The organism is Pontibacter lucknowensis (assembly GCF_900156415.1).
Lineage (GTDB): Bacteria > Bacteroidota > Bacteroidia > Cytophagales > Hymenobacteraceae > Pontibacter > Pontibacter lucknowensis.
Genome location: NZ_FTNM01000006.1, coordinates 321,429 through 343,140, shown reverse-complemented (window position 1 = coordinate 343,140; position 21,712 = coordinate 321,429). Strand labels below are relative to the sequence as shown.

17 protein-coding genes are annotated in these 21,712 nt (G+C 49.6%); 1 reads left to right on the top strand and 16 read right to left on the bottom strand.

The window, feature by feature from the left end:
* Positions 1-31 precede the first annotated feature (31 nt).
* Positions 32-157 (top strand): hypothetical protein, encoded by a 126-nt coding sequence (locus BW972_RS20155; RefSeq protein ID WP_255345402.1) that lies wholly within the window; start codon positions 32-34, stop codon positions 155-157.
* A 63-nt stretch (positions 158-220) separates the two neighbouring features.
* Here the strand turns inward: BW972_RS20155 and BW972_RS18195 are convergent, their stop codons facing one another.
* From BW972_RS18195 to BW972_RS18120, 16 genes are all read right to left on the bottom strand, one after another.
* The gene (locus BW972_RS18195) at positions 221-904 is read right to left on the bottom strand and encodes a hypothetical protein (RefSeq protein ID WP_076423239.1); all 684 of its coding nucleotides are present in this window, start codon (positions 902-904) and stop codon (positions 221-223) included.
* Between the two features lie 267 nt (positions 905-1,171).
* Positions 1,172-3,292 carry an ABC transporter substrate-binding protein gene (locus BW972_RS18190; RefSeq protein WP_040574421.1) on the bottom strand — a complete coding sequence of 707 codons (2,121 nt, stop codon included), beginning with the start codon at positions 3,290-3,292 and terminating at the stop codon, positions 1,172-1,174.
* Positions 3,293-3,396: 104 nt separating this feature from the next.
* The gene (locus BW972_RS18185) at positions 3,397-3,759 is read right to left on the bottom strand and encodes a DUF1622 domain-containing protein (RefSeq protein WP_007658663.1); all 363 of its coding nucleotides are present in this window, start codon (positions 3,757-3,759) and stop codon (positions 3,397-3,399) included.
* 20 nt (positions 3,760-3,779) lie between these two features.
* A complete protein-coding gene (locus tag BW972_RS18180) occupies positions 3,780-4,553 on the bottom strand; it encodes an MBL fold metallo-hydrolase (protein ID WP_076423171.1) in 774 nt (257 codons plus the stop codon).
* Positions 4,554-4,633: 80 nt separating this feature from the next.
* Positions 4,634-6,004 (bottom strand): amidohydrolase family protein, encoded by a 1,371-nt coding sequence (locus BW972_RS18175; protein ID WP_076423170.1) that lies wholly within the window; start codon positions 6,002-6,004, stop codon positions 4,634-4,636.
* 183 nt (positions 6,005-6,187) lie between these two features.
* The gene (locus tag BW972_RS18170; RefSeq protein ID WP_076423238.1) at positions 6,188-6,883 is read right to left on the bottom strand and encodes an ABC transporter ATP-binding protein; all 696 of its coding nucleotides are present in this window, start codon (positions 6,881-6,883) and stop codon (positions 6,188-6,190) included.
* Positions 6,884-6,937: 54 nt separating this feature from the next.
* Positions 6,938-8,413, bottom strand: a complete 1,476-nt coding sequence (locus BW972_RS18165; RefSeq protein WP_234986442.1) for a DUF5687 family protein — start codon at positions 8,411-8,413, stop codon at positions 6,938-6,940.
* Positions 8,414-8,494: 81 nt separating this feature from the next.
* Positions 8,495-9,970 (bottom strand): serine/threonine protein kinase, encoded by a 1,476-nt coding sequence (locus BW972_RS18160; RefSeq protein ID WP_076423169.1) that lies wholly within the window; start codon positions 9,968-9,970, stop codon positions 8,495-8,497.
* A 195-nt stretch (positions 9,971-10,165) separates the two neighbouring features.
* Positions 10,166-12,895 carry an InlB B-repeat-containing protein gene (locus BW972_RS18155; protein WP_159439873.1) on the bottom strand — a complete coding sequence of 910 codons (2,730 nt, stop codon included), beginning with the start codon at positions 12,893-12,895 and terminating at the stop codon, positions 10,166-10,168.
* Between the two features lie 282 nt (positions 12,896-13,177).
* Entirely contained in the window at positions 13,178-14,668 is a 1,491-nt protein-coding gene (locus BW972_RS18150) for a T9SS type A sorting domain-containing protein (protein ID WP_076423167.1), read from the bottom strand.
* Between the two features lie 283 nt (positions 14,669-14,951).
* Positions 14,952-16,016, bottom strand: a complete 1,065-nt coding sequence (locus BW972_RS18145; RefSeq protein WP_076423166.1) for a glycosyltransferase — start codon at positions 16,014-16,016, stop codon at positions 14,952-14,954.
* Complete coding sequence (locus tag BW972_RS18140; RefSeq protein ID WP_234986441.1) at positions 16,013-16,993, bottom strand: glycosyltransferase family 2 protein; 981 nt, start codon at positions 16,991-16,993, stop codon at positions 16,013-16,015. Before BW972_RS18140 ends, BW972_RS18145 begins: the two co-directional genes overlap by 4 nt.
* 106 nt (positions 16,994-17,099) lie before the next feature.
* Complete coding sequence (locus tag BW972_RS18135) at positions 17,100-18,143, bottom strand: glycosyltransferase family 2 protein (protein WP_083674255.1); 1,044 nt, start codon at positions 18,141-18,143, stop codon at positions 17,100-17,102.
* Complete coding sequence (locus BW972_RS18130) at positions 18,140-19,066, bottom strand: glycosyltransferase family 2 protein (RefSeq protein WP_076423163.1); 927 nt, start codon at positions 19,064-19,066, stop codon at positions 18,140-18,142. The genes BW972_RS18135 and BW972_RS18130 overlap by 4 nt, the downstream gene beginning before the upstream one ends.
* Before the next feature lie 7 nt (positions 19,067-19,073).
* Positions 19,074-20,081 carry a polysaccharide deacetylase family protein gene (locus BW972_RS18125; protein ID WP_076423162.1) on the bottom strand — a complete coding sequence of 336 codons (1,008 nt, stop codon included), beginning with the start codon at positions 20,079-20,081 and terminating at the stop codon, positions 19,074-19,076.
* Positions 20,082-20,090: 9 nt separating this feature from the next.
* Complete coding sequence (locus BW972_RS18120; protein WP_076423161.1) at positions 20,091-21,710, bottom strand: glycosyltransferase; 1,620 nt, start codon at positions 21,708-21,710, stop codon at positions 20,091-20,093.
* Between the last annotated feature and the right edge of the window lie 2 nt (positions 21,711-21,712).

Sequence of the window (21,712 nt, the reverse complement as noted above, 5' to 3'; positions counted from 1 at the left end):
CCTTTTGTGCAGGTTTTACGTATAGAAGGGCATGGAGATCATCATCATCGCATCGGTACTCGCCCTTTATGCCGTTGGTTACTTCGTGTATTACATGTATGGCAGGGACAGAAAGAAAAAACGCAGGAAGAAGTTTTACGATCACTTCTGGCCATAAAAAAACAGGCTGCCCTTTGAAGTAGGACAGCCTGTTCTGCGTAGCGGCTTGATAGAAAGATGCTTATACGTGTACTTTCTTCTGTAGCACGGCAATCTGCTCGTTTAGTTCTGCAACAAGGTTCATCTCTGTCTGTAGCTCACGCTTGATCTTGATCTCACGCTCACGGGCATTCTTCTTGAAGTCTGCAAACTCACGGTCGATATCGTCAAACTCTTTCTTCTTCTGGTCTGTCACCTTTCTGCTGCTCTTGAACTGCGTATACACTACACCCAGCGCAATCAGTAGCAGGGCAATAATAGCTGTGTTGATGACCACGTATACCTGCTTGTGGATGGGAATGCCCAGTACATGCAGGTTGTTTACTGCATCTTCGCTCTGCTGCACGGCAGCTTCTTTTTGGGCGTTGTCAAGCTTCAGGGCTTCAATTTCCTTTTCCTGCTCGGTGATGCGCGCCTGTGCTGTTTCCAGGTCCTGGCGGGTGGCGTTCAGATCTTTCATCTGCTTCTGCTCCACTTCCTTGATGGTGGACTGCACACTTTGCCAGAATGAGTTAAGCAGGCCTACATTCACCACTTTATACTCCCTGTTGCCCTCCATGTAGGAATTGGACTTGCTCTTAAGATCGTTGAACTGTCCTGTCAAGGCAGTAGCTGACTTGTTCTCATCTTTAGCAGTTCCCTGCGCCTGCACTGCTTGTGCCGCTGTGGTCAGCACGATCAATAAGGAAAGAAAGAATGCTTTCATGTTATTTTGAATAATGGTAAAAGTTGAATTGCGGTAAATATAAAAATAATATTTTTTTGAGAAAGTCGAATGCTTGATTTTGTGCTCCAAATCCAAAAACCTTTTTACACTAACTTTAAAAGTTTATTTTTTATTGCCAAAACTGACTCAAAAAGATAGGCCGTGTCATCTTGCAAATTCAGGAGGCGCACCGCCTTTACATTCCCGCTTAACACTCGCCGTTCCGGTAAAGTTCTGATTATTAGCGGCAATTAATCGATTGGGGCTCTACCACACTACCGCCAGGGTAAACACCAGCACGATGGCCGGAAAGATATAATGCTGGTAAACGCGTGCCAGGCGGCTTTCAGTGTTATATTTCTTGCGCTTAACAAACTGCAAAATGGAAGTGCCGATGAGGGAGGTGATCATCACATAAGTGAAGATAAAGATTTTGTCTGATACAGTAGCGTACTCCATCTCAGGTTTGTAAGCCGAGAAGTAGAGCGCTATGGATGCGAGCAGCGACGTGACCTGTATAGCCTCCTGTGTTTCGAAGCGGTGCAGCGGGATGAAAACCGAAAAATAGGTGATCGTCAGGATAACGAGGAGCGGGGTAAACACTTTCAGAAAGAAGTCGATGCGCGCCCTGGCAAGCACAAAGGTATAGTTGAACTTATAGAACGGAATAGTATGGCGCGAGGACTCAAAGGTGTTCACTGAACTGATGATGTCGTGATCGAAGCCAACATAGTGACTGTTGTAGTTCCAGCCTTTCACCTCAAACACCGTATCGCGGGAGGCAGGGTGGGAGGGTTGCACCAGAAAAGGCCTCAAAGCACTTGCTGGCTGAAATGAAATAGGAAAACGCTGGGTGTCAAAGGGGTATTGGCGCAGGTCAGGCTCAAAGATGAACTTGCCGGAAATTTTGTAGAGGTAGTTATACAGGGGGGTGACGCCCTCAAGTTGGCGCTGTCGCACCAGTTTGATATCCAGCAGGTAATTATGACTGATTTCACTGCGGGCGGCATTCGTAAAATCGAGTTGCTCTACCATGAAGCGCCCTGCCGATGTCACCTCCAGGTAAAAAGTAGCATAAAAGCTTCCATCCGTATCGCTTACCCTGTTAATCTGTACCAGGTCCATGTGGGTATAGAGCACTGGCACGTTACGCAGGGTATCATCCAGGTGCATGTACTGTCGAGGGGCCAGTATATGCTGCGACGTGTTAGGCGGTTTCCAGGCAAGCAGTACATCCCCAGCGATGGCTCTTTCAGGAGTAAAGTACCAGTCGTTGAACCAGCCCCTGTAAATGCGGCCTGCCCCAATATACTGCTGCATGCCCTGGTTAATACGTTCTCTGATGGGCAGGTCGGCACTGTCTGCCGTACCTGAAGACCGTGCCGCCTCCGCCAGTATACCTATACTATCCGCAAGGCGAGCGCCGAAGCTCAACTGTAGCTCCAGTGTTTGACCATACCTGATCTCCTTCTTAAAAGCCGGTACCTGCTCCTGTAGCCGCAGGTTGAAAGTGCCCGGTATACCTACCACGTTCAAGTCGTACAACTCGCCGGCTTCCTGTCCGTCAGCCTGTGACGCTACAAAGCCCAGGTCGCCCAGGGCTGTGTAGATGGGCATGGTCAGGCCGGCCTTCCGGAGCTCACGGACAAGATATGAGGTGATGCCACTCTCAAAAGATAGCACCAGAAAGTCAGCCTCATTGGAAAGCAGCGCCTGGCTAAGGGAATCGATGTCGGCAGGGGTATAGCGGTGTTCTCCCGCAAACCACTTTTCATGAACAAGCTTCATCTCTGGACTTAGGTCCGCTGTTTCCTGCATTTTTCTGAAAATGGCAATCGAGTACAGGTCCTCTGCCTTACCCACAAAAGCCGGACGGCGGTAAGCTGCAAGCAATTCATTGAAAACTGTGGCTAGGTCCACGATGCTGCGCTCGGCTGTGTACATGGTAGGGTAGGCGGTGAAGAGAGGTGTAAGGGCATAGCCACCGACAAAAGGTATACGGGCTGGCCCCACCAACTCGGATATAGCTTTGGAGCGGGTAGAACTCCAGCAGCCCACATAGCCGATCAGGCGCTTGTCGTCCATCGTTTCCCGCACTATTTCACGGGCTTTTTCAGAACTACCTTCGTCATCCAGGTACTTTACGCGCAATTCCCGACCCTGCACGCCTCCCTGTCTGTTTATTTGCTCCAGTTTTTTGCTGATGATCAGTTTGACAACATCCATATCACCGGGCGTGAGTTCGATCGTGTTGAGAATTACTCCTATCGTATAGTGACCACGCAGGCGGTCAAAGCTTGTAAAGTGTCGGAAGATGATATACAGGACTAACAAGACGCCTGCCAGCAGCACGACTGTTTGTTTGGGAGATGGGACTTTTGTGCGCATGCACAGCGATGAGAGAACCGATACAGGTATAACAGCAGGTATGGCATGGCGCGTGAGCCATGATCCGGGGAGTATGCTTTTATACGTAGTTTGGCGGCAGAATGCTAAAGCGGGTGTTCTGCCTCAGGTCTTCTGGGCTGCCAGGGAAAACGACCCTCGAGTTCTACCTGCAGGGAGAGGCTCAGGAATGTCCTGATCAGCACAATCAGGCCAAGCGTGACCACCCGATCCATGGAGGGCTCCGTGACTACAGTGGCGATGATATCGGCGGCCACCAGTATTTCAAGCCCCAGCAGGATGGCTTTGCCGAGTTCGTGGCGCAGCACTTTGTAAGAACGGCGGGAGTTGTGCCGCAGCGGAAAAATGAAGCGAAAGAGCGCAATGGCTGCCCCGCTCGCAATGATCAGGACGCCAATGGCTTCTATAACACGGGCAACATATTCAATGTACAGCCTGGATTCGTGCATGTAGTGGGAGAGTCGTTTTTTTACTTTTTATCTGTTTCCGGGTACCAGTTGCGCAGGCGCACGTCTATATCCCGGTTACCTTCGTTTACCTTTCTTTTGAATGCCTCAACATCGCTCAGGCCATCCTGACCCCGGTAGTGGTAAGGGTATACGATAGCAGGTTTGAACTCGAGCACAGCAGAGGCAGCCTGGTCGATATCCATGGTATAAGGCAGGTTCATGCAGACAAATGCCACATCGATGTTGCGCAGGGCACGCATCTCCGGTATGTCTTCGGTGTCACCTGACAGGTATACGGTCTTGTCTGCAAACTCCAGCACATAGCCATTGCCCCGGCCTTTGGTGTGGCGGGAGTCCTCAGTTTCGGGAAGGTTATACATGGGGAGAGCTGCAATGGCAATACCGAGTTGCTGTATGTGTTCATTGTTACCCAGCACAACAGAACGCTTTTTAAAGTTTTCAGGTAATTTGTCGGCCACCGCCTGCGGCACTACAAAGGTCGCTTTGTCGGTATTGATAGCCTCTAAGGTTTTCAGATCGAGGTGGTCGCCGTGGATGTCGGTGATCAGGATCAGGTCAGGGGCGGCTATACCTTGGAATACTTCTGCTCCTCCGTAAGGATCGACATAGATCGTTTTGCCATCCCAGGTGAAAGCCAGTGTGCCATGCAAAATGGGCTGGATGGTAAGCGGACCTTTCTCGGTTTCGATCTGGTCTGTTGTTTCTGCTTGCTGGGCATGTGCTGCCACATACAGTAGCATACCTGTCAGTAGCAAAGTCAATTTTAATTTCATAGTCTTAGCTTTTGGATGATCATATTTTTTCAGTGTCGGATTGCTAACAAGCCAAATGGTGTTTGGTTACATCCGCTTGTTCACCTTGTCTTTTCCATCTTCTTCAGTTCCTGCTTTATATAGGTCTCGGGTAGATAGGTATGGCCAATCACTATACCTGCTATACGTTGGGTTTGGGAGATATCGTTGAGCGGGTTGCCATGGAGGAGAAGCATATCTGCAGTGGCTCCTACTTTCAGCACGCCTATATCGTCACGGTCGAAATACCTGCCGACATTGACCGTGCCCGTACGAAGCGCTTCGTATGGGCTGAGCCCTGCGGCTACCAGGTATTCGAGTTCCTGGTGCGTAGAGATGCCGGGCACGTTAAATACCTGCGGTGCATCACAGCCAAGCAGCAGGCCCACCTGGTTGTCGTTGCAGGCTTTGATCAGTTTCCGGCGGAGGTCCACATACCTGTTAATCGCTTCTGCATCGTAGCGTGGGTCTGCCATCAGCTTCTGTTTCGTAGCCACCCAGTTCTGTACTGTTTTAGGATTCATATACTTCATTTCAGGCTTGTTGCCCAAGGTTTCAGGCGACTCTGCTGGTGACATCCAGCGTTCGGCGAGGGCCTGTGTGGGCACTACCCAGATGTTCTTCTCGCGCAAGGCAGTCATCAGTTTAGGTATACGTGTTGTATCTGCCTGGTCTGCAATGTACATGGCAAAGAGTCCGGCCTCCTGCTCAGGTATAGCCTCCAGGCCCGGCACGAGACTCTCCACAAAACCATCCATGTGGTCGATCGAAGCGTAGCCCGCCTCAATGGCACGCCAGACACCTACATCATAAGACACATGGCCGGCAAAAGGCATCCCGATCTGGTTTGCTGTGCTGGCGATAGCACCAAAGGTTTCGTTGTTAAGCCCGGGATGAAGCTTCAGAAAATCATAGCCCGCCTGCTTTTGCTGTCGCACCATCTCAGCACCGGCTTCCGGCGTTTTGACGCTGTTGCCATTCAGGGAGGGGCCGGAGGTATAGAACCTTGGCCCAATCAGTTCACCGGACTGCAACTTGCTGCGCAACTCCAGGTGGCGCGGGTGACCCAGCATTCCCCGGATGGTAGTAATGCCATGGAGAGTAAACAATTGAAGCACTTCTTTCATTGGCTCCAGGTCATCTACGGGGGGGACGTGCGCATGCATCTCAGCCAATCCTGGCATCAGGTATTTTCCTTTGCCGTCTACGATCAGCGCATTTTTACTATGCTTCACTTTTGAGGCGTTACCAATGGCAGTTATTTTTCCGTCTTTCACTACTACCGTCTGGTTTTCGATCACCCGCTCTTTGTCCATCGGTATCAGGCTGACTCCCCGAAACACTACCTCCCGATCGCGGGAGTTAACAGGCTGCTGTGCCAGGGTCGGGTATAAGCTGACAATCAAAAACAGGAGTAGAAAGTATGCCTTCATAATAGAATATTATAACGGTTATATTTGTTTTGTTAAAGTCAAAGTTGGCTGATTTATATTGTCTGTATGCTTAAACGTAAAACAGGCTATTAAGTCGATATGTGTTCGGAGCAGCCTTCTCCAGAAAGCAAAAGCCACCTGATCCGGGATAGGTGGCTTTTAGTGTTGGCTATGATACTAGAATTAAACTGTAAAGTAGGCTTCCAAAGCCTGTAGGGTATTTTCGGTGGTCTGCATATCCTGCACAATCTGCCCTTTCTCCAATATGACAATGCGCTTGCATACCTCCGTCACGTGGTTAAGGTCGTGGCTGGAGATGAGCATGGTCATGCCGTGCTGTTCGTGCAGGTTGCGCAACAGGTTCTTCAGCCTGATCTGGGAGCTAGGGTCGAGGTTGGCGAATGGCTCATCGAGAATTAGGAGTTCAGGGTGGGAAAGGGCAGCTGCCGCTATACCTACCTTTTTCTGGTTACCTTTCGAAAAGTCGCGGATATACTTGCGCTGCTTCAGTACTTCGCCGTTGAACAGGTCAGTAAATGGCTGCAGCCGCTCCTGTATGTCGCCGGTGGATAGGCCATGCAGGTCACCGATAAACTTAAAGTATTCTTCCGGCGTCAGGTAGTCTATCAGGAAACCCTCATCGAGGTGTGAACCGGTATAGTATTTCCAGGCGTCGGTGTGAGCCACGGGTATACCTTTGGAGGTAACTACGCCGTCTGTAGGGCGCACCAGGTCCAGCAGCATCCGGAACAGTGTGGTTTTGCCTGCCCCGTTGTTCCCCACCAAACCAATGGTTTCGCCGGGCGCAATGTACAGCGCAGGTATATTTACGACTGTGGCACTGCTATAGGACTTTACAAGATCTCTTACTTCAATCATATTCATTTCTTTTCAGGTATAGCTGATGTTTTCTTCTTCAGGTAAGGGTGGCGCTTAGTGTTGTCTGAAACCAGCTGCCAAAGTATACTTCCGGTCTTGAAGTCGTTTGGCCATCATGCTGAGCAGCTGGCGGTGGAAAACGATGCCAAGTGCACCGCTCAGCGCGATGGCGAAAATGCCCCATTGCGGTATGTCCATGAGCGAGAAAGGCAGGAAGATCGCAATCGGCCCGAGCACCATAGGCAGCATCATTACAAATCTGGAGGCTCCCACGCCTTGCCAGTTAAAGGCAGAACCATTGCTCAGGTCGAGCCGGTCTTTGTTGAGTGCTGCAAAGTAAAGCACCACAATGCTGTTCACCCCAATGTTAAAGAGGCAACTGGCCAGGTTAATGAGGAGTACTTTAGAGCCGAACAGCGCATAAGGGAGTGTCAGGACTGTGACAAGAAGAATAGAAGGCACAAACATCAGGTATTTGGCTTTCACATACTGGTACGTGGTGATGGGTCTGGTGAGCAGGGCATCGTAATGCGCGCTTTGCCAGGCTGGCACAAACTGACCGTAGTTGAACATCGGAGAGCCCGTCACAAAGATACCCACGAAAATAAGCATGCCCCAACCTTCCAGGTATACCTTGTTGGTGTAGAAGATAAGGCCATAAAACAGCAGAAAAGCGGAGATCATTACCATCGATTTTGGTCGCTTGTGACGCCAGATCAGTTTTAACTCCAGCGCGATCAACTTTCCGGTATCACCAAACCTGTTCAGGAAAGCCATATCATTGCCTTCCACTGTAGCTACTTTTTTAATAAAAATTTCTTCCGGGTACAGATGCTGCATCAGGAACCGGTAGTTGAGCAGGTACGTCCCCGCCAATCCAAGCACAGGCACAAACAGGAGCCAGGGCTGCTGCAACAAGGCGTCAAATGCGGCTACCGAAGCCTGACGCAATGACAGCAGCTGCAGGTAGTCAAGTAGTATGAGGCCACCGACCACCAGAGCGAGTATGAGCGTAAGCTTTGGGTTAGAGGTAAGCTGACGCTTAAAATAAATGAGGATGAAATTATTAATGAATGTGAGTAGCAGGAGAGCGGCCAGCCACACCAGCGCTATACCTGTACCATGCACCGGTACCACCGCACGAAGCATAAATGGCACGAATACGAGCAGCATGAGCAGATTAAACACACTGGGTATGGAACGCAGTAGTACGAAGTGCACAAGTTTGTTCCGTTTCAGGGGCAGGTGCAGGAAAGGCTGAATGGCCAGTACGGGCAAGTCCTGCAGCATGAAGCGCGAAACCAGGTCTATCAGAAAGTAAAACAGCAGGAAGCTGTTGAACGACACAACAGGACTTTGGTCCGGATAAATCTCGGTAAGGAGTTTATGACTAAAGAAGCCAAGCGCAATAAAGATGAGCGCAAAGTAGACGATGAAAAAGCCGAGTATGATCTTTACCACCAGGCTTTTCTGGTAAGCTGGTGATCGACGGCTCTGCTTCCATTGCAGACTAAGGAGTGTTCCGAGCATAACTGTGCAAAAATATATGACTTACTAAATATTATAAAATATGCTCAGAATGCCAAACTAAATGCACTACATGCCTGAAAATTATTGGGCAGCTATGATGCTCACATTGATTTCGTCAATAGCATTTTCCTCCTCAGGGTCATAGATCACTTTATCAATCACAATACTATTGCCTTCCTCCGTGCTTAACAGAATATCGATAAATTCTCCTACGCCAAAGCTGCCTAAGGGGGCATCATGCATGCGGGCGTAAATGATAGCGTCAGGAGAGAAGTATTTCAGGATTTGTGCGCGCCAACGGTCGCGTACCTGCAGGGGAATCTCCTCGTTGAGCAAGCCGTTCAGGTAACCTTCCAGACTGGTGGGCTGTGGGTAGGCCGGTTGCACCGATCGTGATGAGGCAGGTTTGGTAGTAGTCGGGGTTTGTTGTGTCTTGGTACGGGCTTGCGGCTTCCGGACGGCAGCCTGCCTTTTGACCGGAGTGGCTGGCTTAGTCTCCTCCGGTGTGCGGACCGCAGCTGTGGTGTCCGTGATGGCCGACTGGGCAGACGTTGTATCAGTGGCGGTCACAGCAACATCAGCAGCCATCTCCTCGCCAGGTGCCTTCCATACAAAAAAATAGTAAGCGGCAGCCAGCGCACCTGCCAGCAACAGTATGAGCAGCACTGGCCATAAGCGTGATCTCTTCTTATACACGATCGACTCTGCCGTCACATTGCCAAAAGCACCATAGGATTTCCAATTCCCATACTCGAGGTAATAAGTAGCTTCTTCAACCAGTACCTGTGCCGAAGGTCTTCTTTCAGGGTCGGGGTGCAGGCAGGCTCGTACGAGATTGCTCAATATACGGGAGTAGGGCGCTGCAATGATTGGAATCTCTGCCCCCTGGCTCAGGCTCAGCCCCCCATTGCCGAGCCACGGAGTTTCTCCGGTGCATAGCTCGTACAGACTCACACCTAGGGCAAACACGTCGCTTGCTCCCGAGTGCACGGGATGGGGGCCAAACAGCTCAGGAGCAGCATAGGCTGTGCCCTGGGCCAAGGGAGTACCGGTAGCCCGGTGCAGGAGCGTGCGCAGTTGATTGCTTAACGCAGGTACGGCCAGGAGGTAATTGCCCTGTGCATCCAGTATGATATTGTCCGGGTTGATCTGCCGATGCAACACGGGAGGTTGCTGTGTGTGCAGGTACTCCAGGGCGCTACCTACCTGGGCGATCAGTCGGGCTATCTGGTTTTCCGGAAGCGGTGCGGCCTGTGCCACGGTTTGCTGCAAGTGAAGCGGAGCCACTTCAAAAGGTATACCTTCATAGACCCCAAAATGGGTAGGCGTAAGCAGGTGTGGATGCTGTAGCTGTGCCCGTTGTTCCTGTTCCCGTTGCAGCTGTTCCAGGCTGTGATGATCGAGCCGGATATGAGGCGCATACAGCCTCAGCGTGACAGGAGCCCCTTCCGCAGTCCAGTCTTCTGCTTTCCAGACTTCTTCAACCCTCCCTGAACTAAGCTGTTCCTTCAATAAATAATGTGACGCAAATATGCCGTTCGTTTCCGGTATGCTCATAAAACCCCTGTATTCACATGGGGTAATACGGGAATGAGTGATTAAGGTGGTAAAATGGGGGAGGAGTAGCGATTGGAATAGTAAAATGCGTTTAAAATTACATGCTAGATGAAAGCTAAGCATGTAACTAATACTCATAAGAAAAGCAGGAGATCAACCAAACGGTTGATCTCCTGTTGCTTATACATTTTAAGATTATTTATCCAGCATCAGTTTAAGTGTCTTAGTCTTGCTTTGAGTTTGAAGTTTGATGAAATATAATCCCTTAGGGAGGTTGGCTCCATCTACTTCAAGCTTGTTTAATTTACTTGAAGAGGCGTTTCCTTCATGAAGCTTTGTCACCACCATTCCCTTGACATCATAAAGAGTTACGGTATAATCACCTGCTTCCTGTATGGAGAAGTCCAGAGTTGCTTTATTTGTGAATGGATTTGGGTATACTTTAAACTCTTCAGTCTGAAGCTCTGCCTGCTCTAACCTGGCAGAGTTACTTCCTGCGAAGCTCTCAGACACTATATGGAATGTAATGGTCAGCGGTATACCTGCGGTACCTCCGCCGTTAGCCTGGGAGTAGGGGGTGGCCCTGAGGGTGTAGGTGCCGTTGGCCGGCGGGTTCCAGTTGCCGAAGTAGTAGTTGCCGCGGCCGTCGTCACCGAACAGGGCGTAGGGGGCGGCATTGTCGGTGTAGGTCCTGGACTGGGTGCCCGAGAGCTCAAGCTTGACGCTGCCCACCGCACCGGGCGAGGTGTTGGCCCGCACGTTGAGCTTGGTGCTCGACAGGGAGGAGACGTTGACCGTGGCCCCGTCCTCGAGCTGGAAGTGGTCCTGCTCGGTGTGGGAGTTGACCAGGGTGAAGCTCACTACCTGTTGCTGGGCGGTGGTAGCCGTAAAGGTGGCCGTCACTGCCTTGTTGCGGTCCATGATCAGTGAGAGCGGGTTGGCAGAGCCCGAGGCATCGCCGCTCCAGCCAGCGAAGGCATAGCCGGGGGCAGGGGTCGCCGTCAGGGAGACGGTGCTGCCAGCCGGATATGAGCTCTGTTCAGGACTTCTGGTCACCGTGCCGCTGCCTGAGGTGCTGACTGCCAGTGTGTGCTGCTCTGCAGGAGTTTCCTTATCTACGATGGTGAAGGTGATCTCAAGTGGTATACCTGCGGTACCTCCGCCGTTAGCTTGGGAGTAGGGGGTGGCCCTGAGGGTGTAGGTGCCGTTGGCCGGCGGGTTCCAGTTGCCGAAGTAGTAGTTGCCGCGGCCGTCGTCACCGAACAGGGCGTAGGGGGCGGCATTGTCGGTGTAGGTCCTGGACTGGGTGCCCGAGAGCTCAAGCTTGACGCTGCCCACCGCACCGGGCGAGGTGTTGGCCCGCACGTTGAGCTTGGTGCTCGACAGGGAGGAGACGTTGACCGTGGCCCCGTCCTCGAGCTGGAAGTGGTCCTGCTCGGTGTGGGAGTTGACCAGGGTGAAGCTCACCACCTGCTGTTGGGCGGTAGCATCAGTGGTACTGAAGCTCCAAACAGAAGACCAGGCACTGCTCCCGTTGACATTGTTTGCCCGCACTCGCCAATAGTAAGTAGTGTTGTTGCTCAGGCTGCTGATTGAAGCGGAAGTACTTTGAATGTTAGATTGATTAAAGACGGTACTTGAAAAGTCAGACGTGGTCGATACCTGTGCCTGATAGGTGCTTGCCGCTTGTGCCGCTCCCCAGCTTATGTTTACAGGTATGTTCAGGCCGGAGGCGTTGTTTGCAGGCATGGCCAGTACAGGGGTAGCAGGTAATGTGATGGTTGTCTGGTCACTGGCCAGTACGCTAACTACACTGCTACTGCTAGTCGCCATTACTACCACATCCGATGTGTAATTGTCTTTGCTGCTGGAGGCATCATTGTAGTTACCTCTCATGAGTGTCATCTCCGAGCTGAAACTGATAGTAGAAGTAGAAGACTCTTTGTATTGAATATTGCCTCCGTTATTTGAAGCTGTATAAATCACCTTTACTTTGCCGACCTCCTCATTCAAGATAACAATTGGGCGGGTGCCTCTGTCGGTCACTCCATATAAGTTGTCCCATGTGCCGTTCGGGCGACGTACTAGCAGCGCTATTTCAGGGTAGCTTCTGGTGCCGTATTCTGTTTTAACTGCACAATATAGTGTGCCGTCACTGGCCAGGGCCATATTCAGGTGGTCATCAGCCATGCCATTTCCTACGTTCTGCGCTGACTGCGAGGCCGGCACTTCGTCAGCGGACCAGTTATCAGGTGCATCGCCATCCTGGTGCGTTTTAAAGCCAAACCTTTTCGTATTCTGGTTTGACCATAGCACGCCAATTTTGCCGGGCATGGCGATTACGGCACATATATCATCATCATCTACGCCTGAAGCAATTGTCACAGGCTGACTCCAGTTGTTGTAGGGCGAATCACTCCATCGGACATTTATATCACTCACGCCTGCAGAAGCGAGCCACATTCTACCAGTTCCGTCGATATCAATAGTTGCAGTTTCAACACCCTGATCCATTGTCAGGCCGACGGTTGAAGTTCTTCTAGACCAAAGCTTGTAAGTACCTTGTGCATAATCATACTCGATAGAGGCCATTTGGGAAGAAGCACCCTGATATAATAAAATATGCGTTACATCTCCTGCCACCTTGCAATCTGCTTTAGAAGAAGTGCGTGTTGTAAGTCTTAGTATATTAGTCCAGGTGGTGCCATCTAATCGCCAAAGGTGGGTGCCGCTGGAATTTGGAAACACAGCCCACCATTTTCCGGCATGCTTCCAGGGTTTAGACTGTGGTTTTTCGCCAGTGCTGGCAGTGGTAGGCTCAGGACTGAGGTTTTGGATGGAGCTAAAGCCCGCGGATTGCTGCGCTACAGCCTGGAAGCTAAGGAACGCTGAAAGAAATACAAGAAAGGTAAATTTGATATTCATTTTCATAGGAGCTTGTAATGGAAATTGTATTTATAAAATGACGTTCAGGGGAAATATGAGATTTATGCCGGTAAATAAATTCATATTAAAAAAGAGATAAGACTTAGTGTTGATTTATTAATATGATTATATCAAAATAAAGTTGTTTTTAATCTATTGTTTTTAGTGAAGGAGTTACAATTTTGAGTATATATACTGAGGTGGGAATACCATTTGGAGAATTATACTTAACTGATATATGACTACAGGGGCAGGTGCAAATAGATGAAACGACATCATGTCTTATCTCTCCTGAATCACTTTGAGGGCCCTCACAGACTTGCTGGTCTGTAACCTCACCACGTAGAGTCCCCGGGCTACATCTTTCAGATCGACTGTATTGAGTTCTCCGGACTGAGCTCTTCCTTTGCTGAGTGTGGCAATGCGGGCCCCTTTGCTATCAAAAAGTAAGAGTTCGTAATCGTCATCTTCCTGCAGCGTGAAGTAGACAGTGGTTTTAGCGATAAAAGGATTGGGGTATACTACAAATGACCTAAAGGAGGGTACAAAGTCAGGGCACTTCACCAGGGAAGGACTGCCATTACTAATAAGCACTCCGTGCGCATGCGTTTTGTTAGATACCAGAATTGCCGCCTCGGACTTGAAAGCAGCTTTGCTACTGCTCACATTATCAAATTTTCCATCCATCAGTCTTAGTTGGGGTCCGAAATTTATGGAAGCAAGCGAAGTAGATTTGTATAGAATATCCCCTCCGCCTTCTACAGATGAGTAAATGACCATGAGTCTGTTCAGTGTTTCATCCAATAAAGCAACAGGTCGTGTTCCAAATTCTGATATGCCATACATTTTATCCCACTTACCCCAGGGGCGACGCACCAGCAGCGCGATAGTGGGATAACCTGGCATATCATAACTGGTTTTGACAGCACAGTACAGGGTGCCATCACTGGCTATTGCAAAGTTGACGTGGTCATCAGCCATGCCCTTACCAACATTAAGAGCCGAATGGGAGGCTGGCATTTCATCTGCAGACCATTGGGAGGGAGAAGCACCATCCTGGTGCGTTTTAAAACCAAACCTTCTGGCATTTTGATTCGACCAGAAAACGCCCACCTTTCCAGGCAAGGCGACTACACCTGCTATATCATCATTCTTCACACCTGTGGCGAGTGTAATAGGTGAGCTCCAGGAGGTATAGGGTGCATCGCTCCAGCGCACATTTATTTTATTTACAGCATCAGAAGCCAGCCACATCCTACCTTTGCTGTCAATATCGATGGAGGCGGTTTCTACTCCGTTGTCGAGCTTTATATCGAGAGTTGTGGGTCTTTGACTCCAGCGTTTGTAAGTATTCTGCGACTCTTCATATTCTATGGATACCAAAAATGCCTTGTTGTTCAAGGATTTAGTTGAGTCTTCTGCTTCTGATACAATATTGGTAATCGGGGTAACCTCCTCAAAGAGTAACACATGCACCACAGCATCTTTCACCTTGCAATCGGCTTTGGTTACGGTACTAGTGGAGAGGGTCATCACACGTGTCCAGCTATTATCGTCGAGGCGCCACAAGTGCGTGCCACTAGTGTCGGGTAGTACAGTCCATTGCGTGCAGGCATAGCTCCATACCTTCGACTGAGGTTTTTCGCCTGTGTTTTTACTAACAGCTAGTCCGGTTAACCGTTCAACAGAACTTATGCCCTGAATTTCCTGTGCAGACAGGGTCAGAGAAAAGAAGGATGTAAATAAAAATAATACAGTAATAAATTTATTCATAAAATCCTTTATAAACTCACAACCAATAGAAAATAAGCAGCTTGATAGAGCTTATTCATCCACACAAGATTATATTTATACCCAGTTGCCTGTAATAATTCAACTGTACTGTTAGCGTTCACCACAATCACCCAAATGTTAGCTTAGCACTGACATGAGCAGAAGTATACTAGTATAGTATATATGCTAATTATGATAATAAGTTGTATTTAGTGGGTGTTAAATTTGTAATTCGGGATATTTTTATATAAAGATGTGGTTAGGAAAGAATGGTGGCTTTGGCTTAACCGGCAGTCTGCATATCAATCAGAACTTTAACAGGCTGTTTAATACTTTTTTTTTGGAGAGCTTCCTGATTGAACTTAAGAATAGTCTCGAAGTTCTGCTTCATGTTTTTGTAATTCTTAAAAGAAAGAAGCTTTGTTTTGAGTGATACCAGTTTGATCGTGTTGAGCTTTGCTGCCTCTGAATCACCTGGAAGGTATAGCTTGGCTGCCAGCAGCGGCAGCGTCTTTAATAAGTATGAGCCTACGATGCGCAGGCACATGAGTCGGAAAGCAAAAGTATTTTTGCTGCCCATATTCACATGGATGCGGTAAGGCATGATTACCTCAAAGCACCTGGCTCCTTCTGAAATGAACCGGATGAAGTAAGCCCAGTTAAGTCGGGCTGCCGGCATAAAATGCTTGAACTTAAGCTTGTCTTCGTACCAGATGGTGTAGCCTGCCATAGCGATCGCATAGCAAAGCTCGTAGTCACCACCGGCAGTTAGTGTGCCTGCCATCCGATCGGTCAGCAGTGGCTTAAAGCCAGCATGCAGGAGGGTATCATAGGCTGACTTCCGTATGACGCAACCTGCGCCATACACAAACTGTCTGCTGACCGGGCCTGGTACTTTTGCCTGAGGGCCATTTGCAAAAAAACCATGTCCGACCGCCCATTCAGGTGGAGGTGATTCAAACACTAGTTCGCCGTTACCTCCGAGCACACCAATTTCCGGATGTGCTATCATAAGCTGATAGGCCAGGCTAAGGTAATCAGGGCAGAGCCAGTTGTCATCGTCGCAGAACAAAACAAACTCATAATTTGCATGGCTCAGCGCGAGCTCACGGGCATACGTCAAGCCCTGCCTTGGCTGGTGAAAAAGGTGTAACAGAGTTGGCTGGCCCTGCTTCTCCCATTCTTCAAGTACTACTTCGGATGTTTTGTCAGTAGATGCATTGTCCACAACCAGCACCTCCCACTTTATGTGTGAGCTAATGCGCTGGCTGGCTATGTGGCGGATTGTTTCCGGCAGAAGTTTCGCCCCATTGTATGTACAAATCACAATTGAAATACCTAACCTCATATCCTGCTGAATTTTAGTGTAAAGTAAAGTTTTGCTGCCATCAGGTAAATAAGGGGGCTGTTGTGAAACCGCAGTGCATTCTTGATATGAGCCTCCACCAATTGCTCGTTGCGTAGGCTATGCCATAGCCGTGCTGCTATGTTGAGCGCATAAGTAGCATAGTGTTTTTTTGATCTCTGAAGTATAGTGTGCTTTTGGTCTTCGGGCAAATGGGTTTGAATAAGTTGCATAGCTTTGTAGAGATCCTGCAAGTGCTCTCCTTTCAAAAATTTGCTACTGGTGATTGAAGTAGAGTGCTGCCTGTATTCCGCCAGTGTAAGTGGCGTATAGGCCGTCGGGTAATGGCGTGCTATCCGTACCCACATCTCCCAGTCCTCTCCGTAGTTCACTCCATAGAAAGCCCCTAGTTGCTCGTATACCTCGCGGCGCACTGTCATGGCAGCATACTGAATCAACTGTTTTTCTCCGATCCTCGCCAGCCAGTCTGGCAATATGCCATCCTGCTTCATTTCTGGCTTCTTATGCGATACGACCTGACCTTGCTCGTTAATACTGCAATACCCGCTAAAGGCAGCACCTGCTGATGGGAATTGCTCAAAAAGCTGTTCTATCCTGGTATAATAGCCTGGCCTGACCTTATCGTCCCCGTGCAGGAGATGCACAAGCTTGCCTCTTGAGCGATTGATGCAGGTTTCGAAGTTTCGCAGACTACCAACGTTCTGCTCCTGTTTGAAATATTGGATTCGTCCCTGACCAACCTCAGCAACCAGCTTTTCTATATCGGCGTCCGTGCTTGCATCGTCTACAACTTCAATCTGCATTTCTGCTTCAGGTATACCTTGTGCCAGTACGCTATTTAGAGTGTCCTTCAGGTAGATGGCACAGTTATACACCGGTATCATCACTGACCAGGTAGGTCTGTTAAGTGTACCTTGAAGCGGTGCGATTTGGGGAGGAGAAGGAGGTATGCTAAGCATCAAATAAAAGAGTCATATTAATGTAAGTAGTTCTTCCCTGATGTAATAGTAATACGATGTGTTATTAAATTTAATAAGATAAAATGTGATTATTTTATTTAAGTAACTAATTGTTTTTGGTCAATAGTGCTGTTTTATACCTGAGTTTGCTTTTGAGCAGAGATTTGATGCTCCTTGCCAGGCTGCGCATTGGTTCAACTCTCATTCTAAACCATACCTGGGTATGGAGGGGGAGGTGTTGGATCAAAGCGCTGATGATGAACTCCCTTTTATATCTGGCGGCCAGTTTCACGCTTTCTTCCTCCAGATTAGGGTTAAGTTTTTCTAAAATGCACTGGGTTATATAATCGAGCTCCCGGATGCAGCTGATCCATCGACGCAGATCCTGCTCTGCGATGAGCGGCTCGAAGTTATGCCTGTAACACTGAATAAAACTGCTCGGGATAGTGTAATGGCCGCCGGCGAAATAGCGTAAATTGCGCAGTACCTGCTGCTGCTGGGCCGATTCGTACTCTACCTTCTTTAATACCTGGTGCAGGCTCTGGTCAGTTACTCTGTAGTCCAGCAATACTTCCGGCAGATTGTGGAAACTGTATTTCCGGGTGAGCTGCCAGAAGAGCTCAAAGTCTTCTGAATAAGTAGCAGTATAAAGCCCTACTTCCTGCACCGCTTCTTTCCGGTACATAACGGTGGGGTGGTATAGCCAGCAGATGAATGTCAGGTTGTAATAAACGTGCTCACTCCTCATCTTATCCTGCCTGATAAAGCGCCCGTCTTCTCCGATCACCCTGACCATGGACGAAACAAGGGCGCAATCCGGATTGGCCAGCATGTAGCTGTACTGAACCTGTAACCTGTCCGGGTAACTGATGTCATCGGCGTCCATTCTGGCTATCAGGCTGGTACTGGCCAGGCCTATACCTTTGTTCAGGGTGGCTGTGATACCTATATTATCCTTGTTCAGGTATAGCCTGATGCGGGGGTCATCATAAGACTTTATGATAGCTACACTGTCGTCAGTTGAGCCATCGTCGATGATGATGAATTCAAATTCCCTGAATGTCTGTTGCAGTATGCTGTCAACAGCTGCTGCCAGAAACTTCCCGGCGTTATAGACCGGCATCAGGACCGTTAGCTTTGGTAACATCATCTGACAAGTGACTTGAATCCTTTCTTAATAGCACCTTTTACCTTGGAGGGAAAGGTGACCGCTGCAAAATAGCGGCGCGGATAGCGGTAAGGTAGAAGCGCCTTCTCCAGCAGGCGCGACGTCGAGCTTTCTTCTTGTTGCGACTCCTGCAGATAGTTTTCCAGCCACTCCAGAAAATAGCGGCGGACCATGTGGTAGTGCCCATCAGATTTCACCTTCTCTACAATAGAGCCGGTGCGCTGCCGGTACATATTCTGGCAGGCAGATGAAATGTACACCTTCTCCTGCAGGTATATCTTATGAAGAAATGCCTGGTCTTCATACAACTGAAACTCCTTTGTGAAGGACTCCTCAAAACCTCCGGCCCGGACAATGGCCTCTTTGGTCAGCATAAGTCCTGAAGGGCATGGGGCGGCGCCTGTGTGAAGCGGGTACAGGTATGAGGTGAGCGATCCGGGTGCGTAAGCCCTGTCCTGGGGGGCACCAACAGGTATAGCGATGTCCTGCTGTTCCGGGTGCTCCCAGCTATACCAGTAAAAGGAGGCCTCTGCCACCATGGCAATTCCTTGCTCTTCTTGAAATAATGCGACCTGTTGTGACAGTTTGCAGGGGAGCCACACATCATCGGCATCCAGGAAAGCGACCAGCTTACCCCGGGCCTGTTCTATACCTGCGTTGCGGCTGGCACTCAGGCCCCTGTTGATATGCCCCGGATGATCATAATAGAAAACCTTGCCAGGGTAGCGTGCTGCATACGTTTGTGCTATTGCCGTACTATGATCTGTTGAGCCGTCGTCTACAAGTATCAGTTCCCAATGTGTGTAATCCTGCTGCAGAACACTCTCGATGGCCTCGCCCAAGAACTTCTCTTCATTGAGGAAGGCTGTGATCACAGAGACAAGAGGGGTAGGGTTTGTATGCATAGCTGTGTTAGGTTAGTGCCCATTTCTGAAGCGTTTTTGCAAATGCCGCTCCTGTCATATCGTTCACCTGGAATCTGCCGATGCGGTACTGGTGCGTTCGTTTGTTGACCGTGCTGCCTTCCGTAGTAAAGGCGGCGTCAAATGAAGCAGCTTCCGCCGCCTGTAAGGTATCGGCATTGTAGTGTCCATAGGGGTAGGCCATTAGTGAAATGCGATTGCCGGTCAGCTCCTGGAGCAAATCTCTGTTAGCTGCCATCTCAGCTTTCTGAAAGTCAAAGCCGTGATGCCCCAAAGCAGGATGCGTCACGGTGTGGGCCCCTATAGCGAATAACTGCTGCTTTGCCAGTTCAGCAAGCTGGCCTGTTGACATGCTTTTGTAGGCCGGCCGATTTACTGCCTCCGATTTGGTCCAGTCCCTAACCTGTTGTAAGAGCTGCTGGATTTCACTGTCCGCAAGCGCCCGCATTGCGGTCCACAATGCCAGAAACAGCTCGCTGCGCCTGGTGGTTGGAGGGGTAAGACATGCCTTCCAGTGCATGTGCTGTTGCTGAAGCTCATACGATAATTCAGCTTCCTGTTTCAGGTCTCTTTTTATCAGCACTCCCTTTACTTTCATGACGAATGTAGCAGGCAAATGCGCTGCGTGAAGTATAAGATTTTCCAGTTCGTCCCACCAAAACTCCCGCTCTGTTCCCAAGTTACAGGACGTCACAAAGAAGGTAGCCGGTAACCGGTATTTCTCCAGTAGCGGCTTCGCCGTTTCATAGTTGTCAATGTAGCCGTCGTCAAATGATAGTGCGATCAGGTGCTTGCGGCGTCTTTTTTCTTTTGCTCTGGCGGCAAGCTCGTGCAGGGGCACGACCTCACCTGTCCGGCTTAACACCTGTAACTGTTCCTCAAAGTTTGCAGGGCTGACAGCAAGGTCCCATATATCCGTTTCCGGTGCTGCTATGCGGTGGTACATCAGCACAAGCGCTTTCGGTTCCAGGTATTTTTGTATGAAGTGGCGGATCATAGGTATGCGCTACAGCTTTTGGGCTTTCACTGTCACGATCACCTGGTAATGCGGATCATGAAAGTTGAGTTTGGTCGGCGGCACCTCCTGCAGGCCCATGCCATACAGAAAAGCGGCAGCCGTCAGTACGTTGCCATAAGTGCCAACCTTCACCTGGCTCTCCGGGAATGTTTCGTCCATGACTTTGCGCATGGCTTTGTCTGTAAAAGCCCAGTACCAGGTGTCCTTCCATTCGCCATGGTCAATCGGAGTGATACCCGGGACAGTAAGCAGCAGGACGCCCCCCGGCTTCAGTATTCGGTGGCAGGTACGGAGTGCAGCCTTAAAATCGTAGATCAGATGCAGGGTCTGGGTGAGGATGATGCAATCAAACATACTGTCAGGTATGTGTGGGGCATCGCTTATATCACCAATATAGGTCGCGGCTTTGTTTGTCGAGTCCACATGCAGGATGTCGCTTTTGGTGACCTGCTTTCCACCGAACTGCAAGGTATAGGCATTGTCGCCGATCTCGAGCACATTGCCTTGTATGCACTGCGATTCGCTGCGAAGGAAACCCTCGATGTAATGCCGGTCCACGGGACCTCCACGGTCATAGCCAAATTCTTTGCTGAATGGGGTGACTCTGTCAAAGTCTCCCAATTCAACCGCTCCCGGAGCAGGAACATGGTTGTTGTACAGCCCTATGCTGTGCAGCATTCTGAGTGTGAAGGCAGGCGCGTATTTTTTAACTTGAGCTTTAAACATGGCTGTGTTTTTTTTCAGGATGTATTTATAATATAGTGGCGGTCTGTGCAGCTTCAGGAACTGAAGACTTTCTGTCGAAACAGTGCCTTTCGGTTGACCGAGGCTTTTCCATAATTCAGAGCAGTAGTAGCTTCGCCACACTTCCTGTCCGCGCAGGTAGGCCTTCTGCTCACTTTCAGATTTCAGTTCTACTTTCTGGCGATCCAGCACCCTCAACACACCTCCCAGCATAGCCGGAATGTTGTTTGACATATTGGCCGTGTGTATACGATAGGCCGCGATCTTTTCCTGGTGATGGAATACCGGGTATTTTCTGGTTATCTTCAGGTATAGGTCATAGTCTTCGCAGTTCCGCAGCATAGTATCGTACTGAAACTCTGAGAACACCCATTTGCGGAAAAGCACTGTCGAGATCATGCCTATGTAGTTGCCCTGTAGTAAGTGCAGGTAGTGGTCCGCGCTGACCTGAGATGTCTCTTCTTTGACGAGACCTTCTTCCACATATACTTTATGGTGAGCGCCCGACACAAAGGCCAGCTGCTCATGTCGGAGCAGATATGCTACATTGGTCGTTATGGCGCCCGGCAGGAGCCAGTCGTCTGCATCCAGGAAAAGCAGGAAGTCGCCGGAAGCGTTTTTTATTCCTGTGTTCCGGGCCGATGACAGCCCCTGGTTAGGCTGGTATACATATTTGACAGCACGGTATGCGCCTGCTATCTCCTTCGTAAAGTCAGTAGATCCGTCATCCACTACCACTACCTCTACAGCAGGATAGTCCTGCGTGAGCGCACTTTCAATCGCTCCAGCCAAAAAGTGTCCCTGGTTGTAACAGGGTATTACAACGGACACCAACGGGTTCAACTGAGGACCTTTTTTGCTCATAC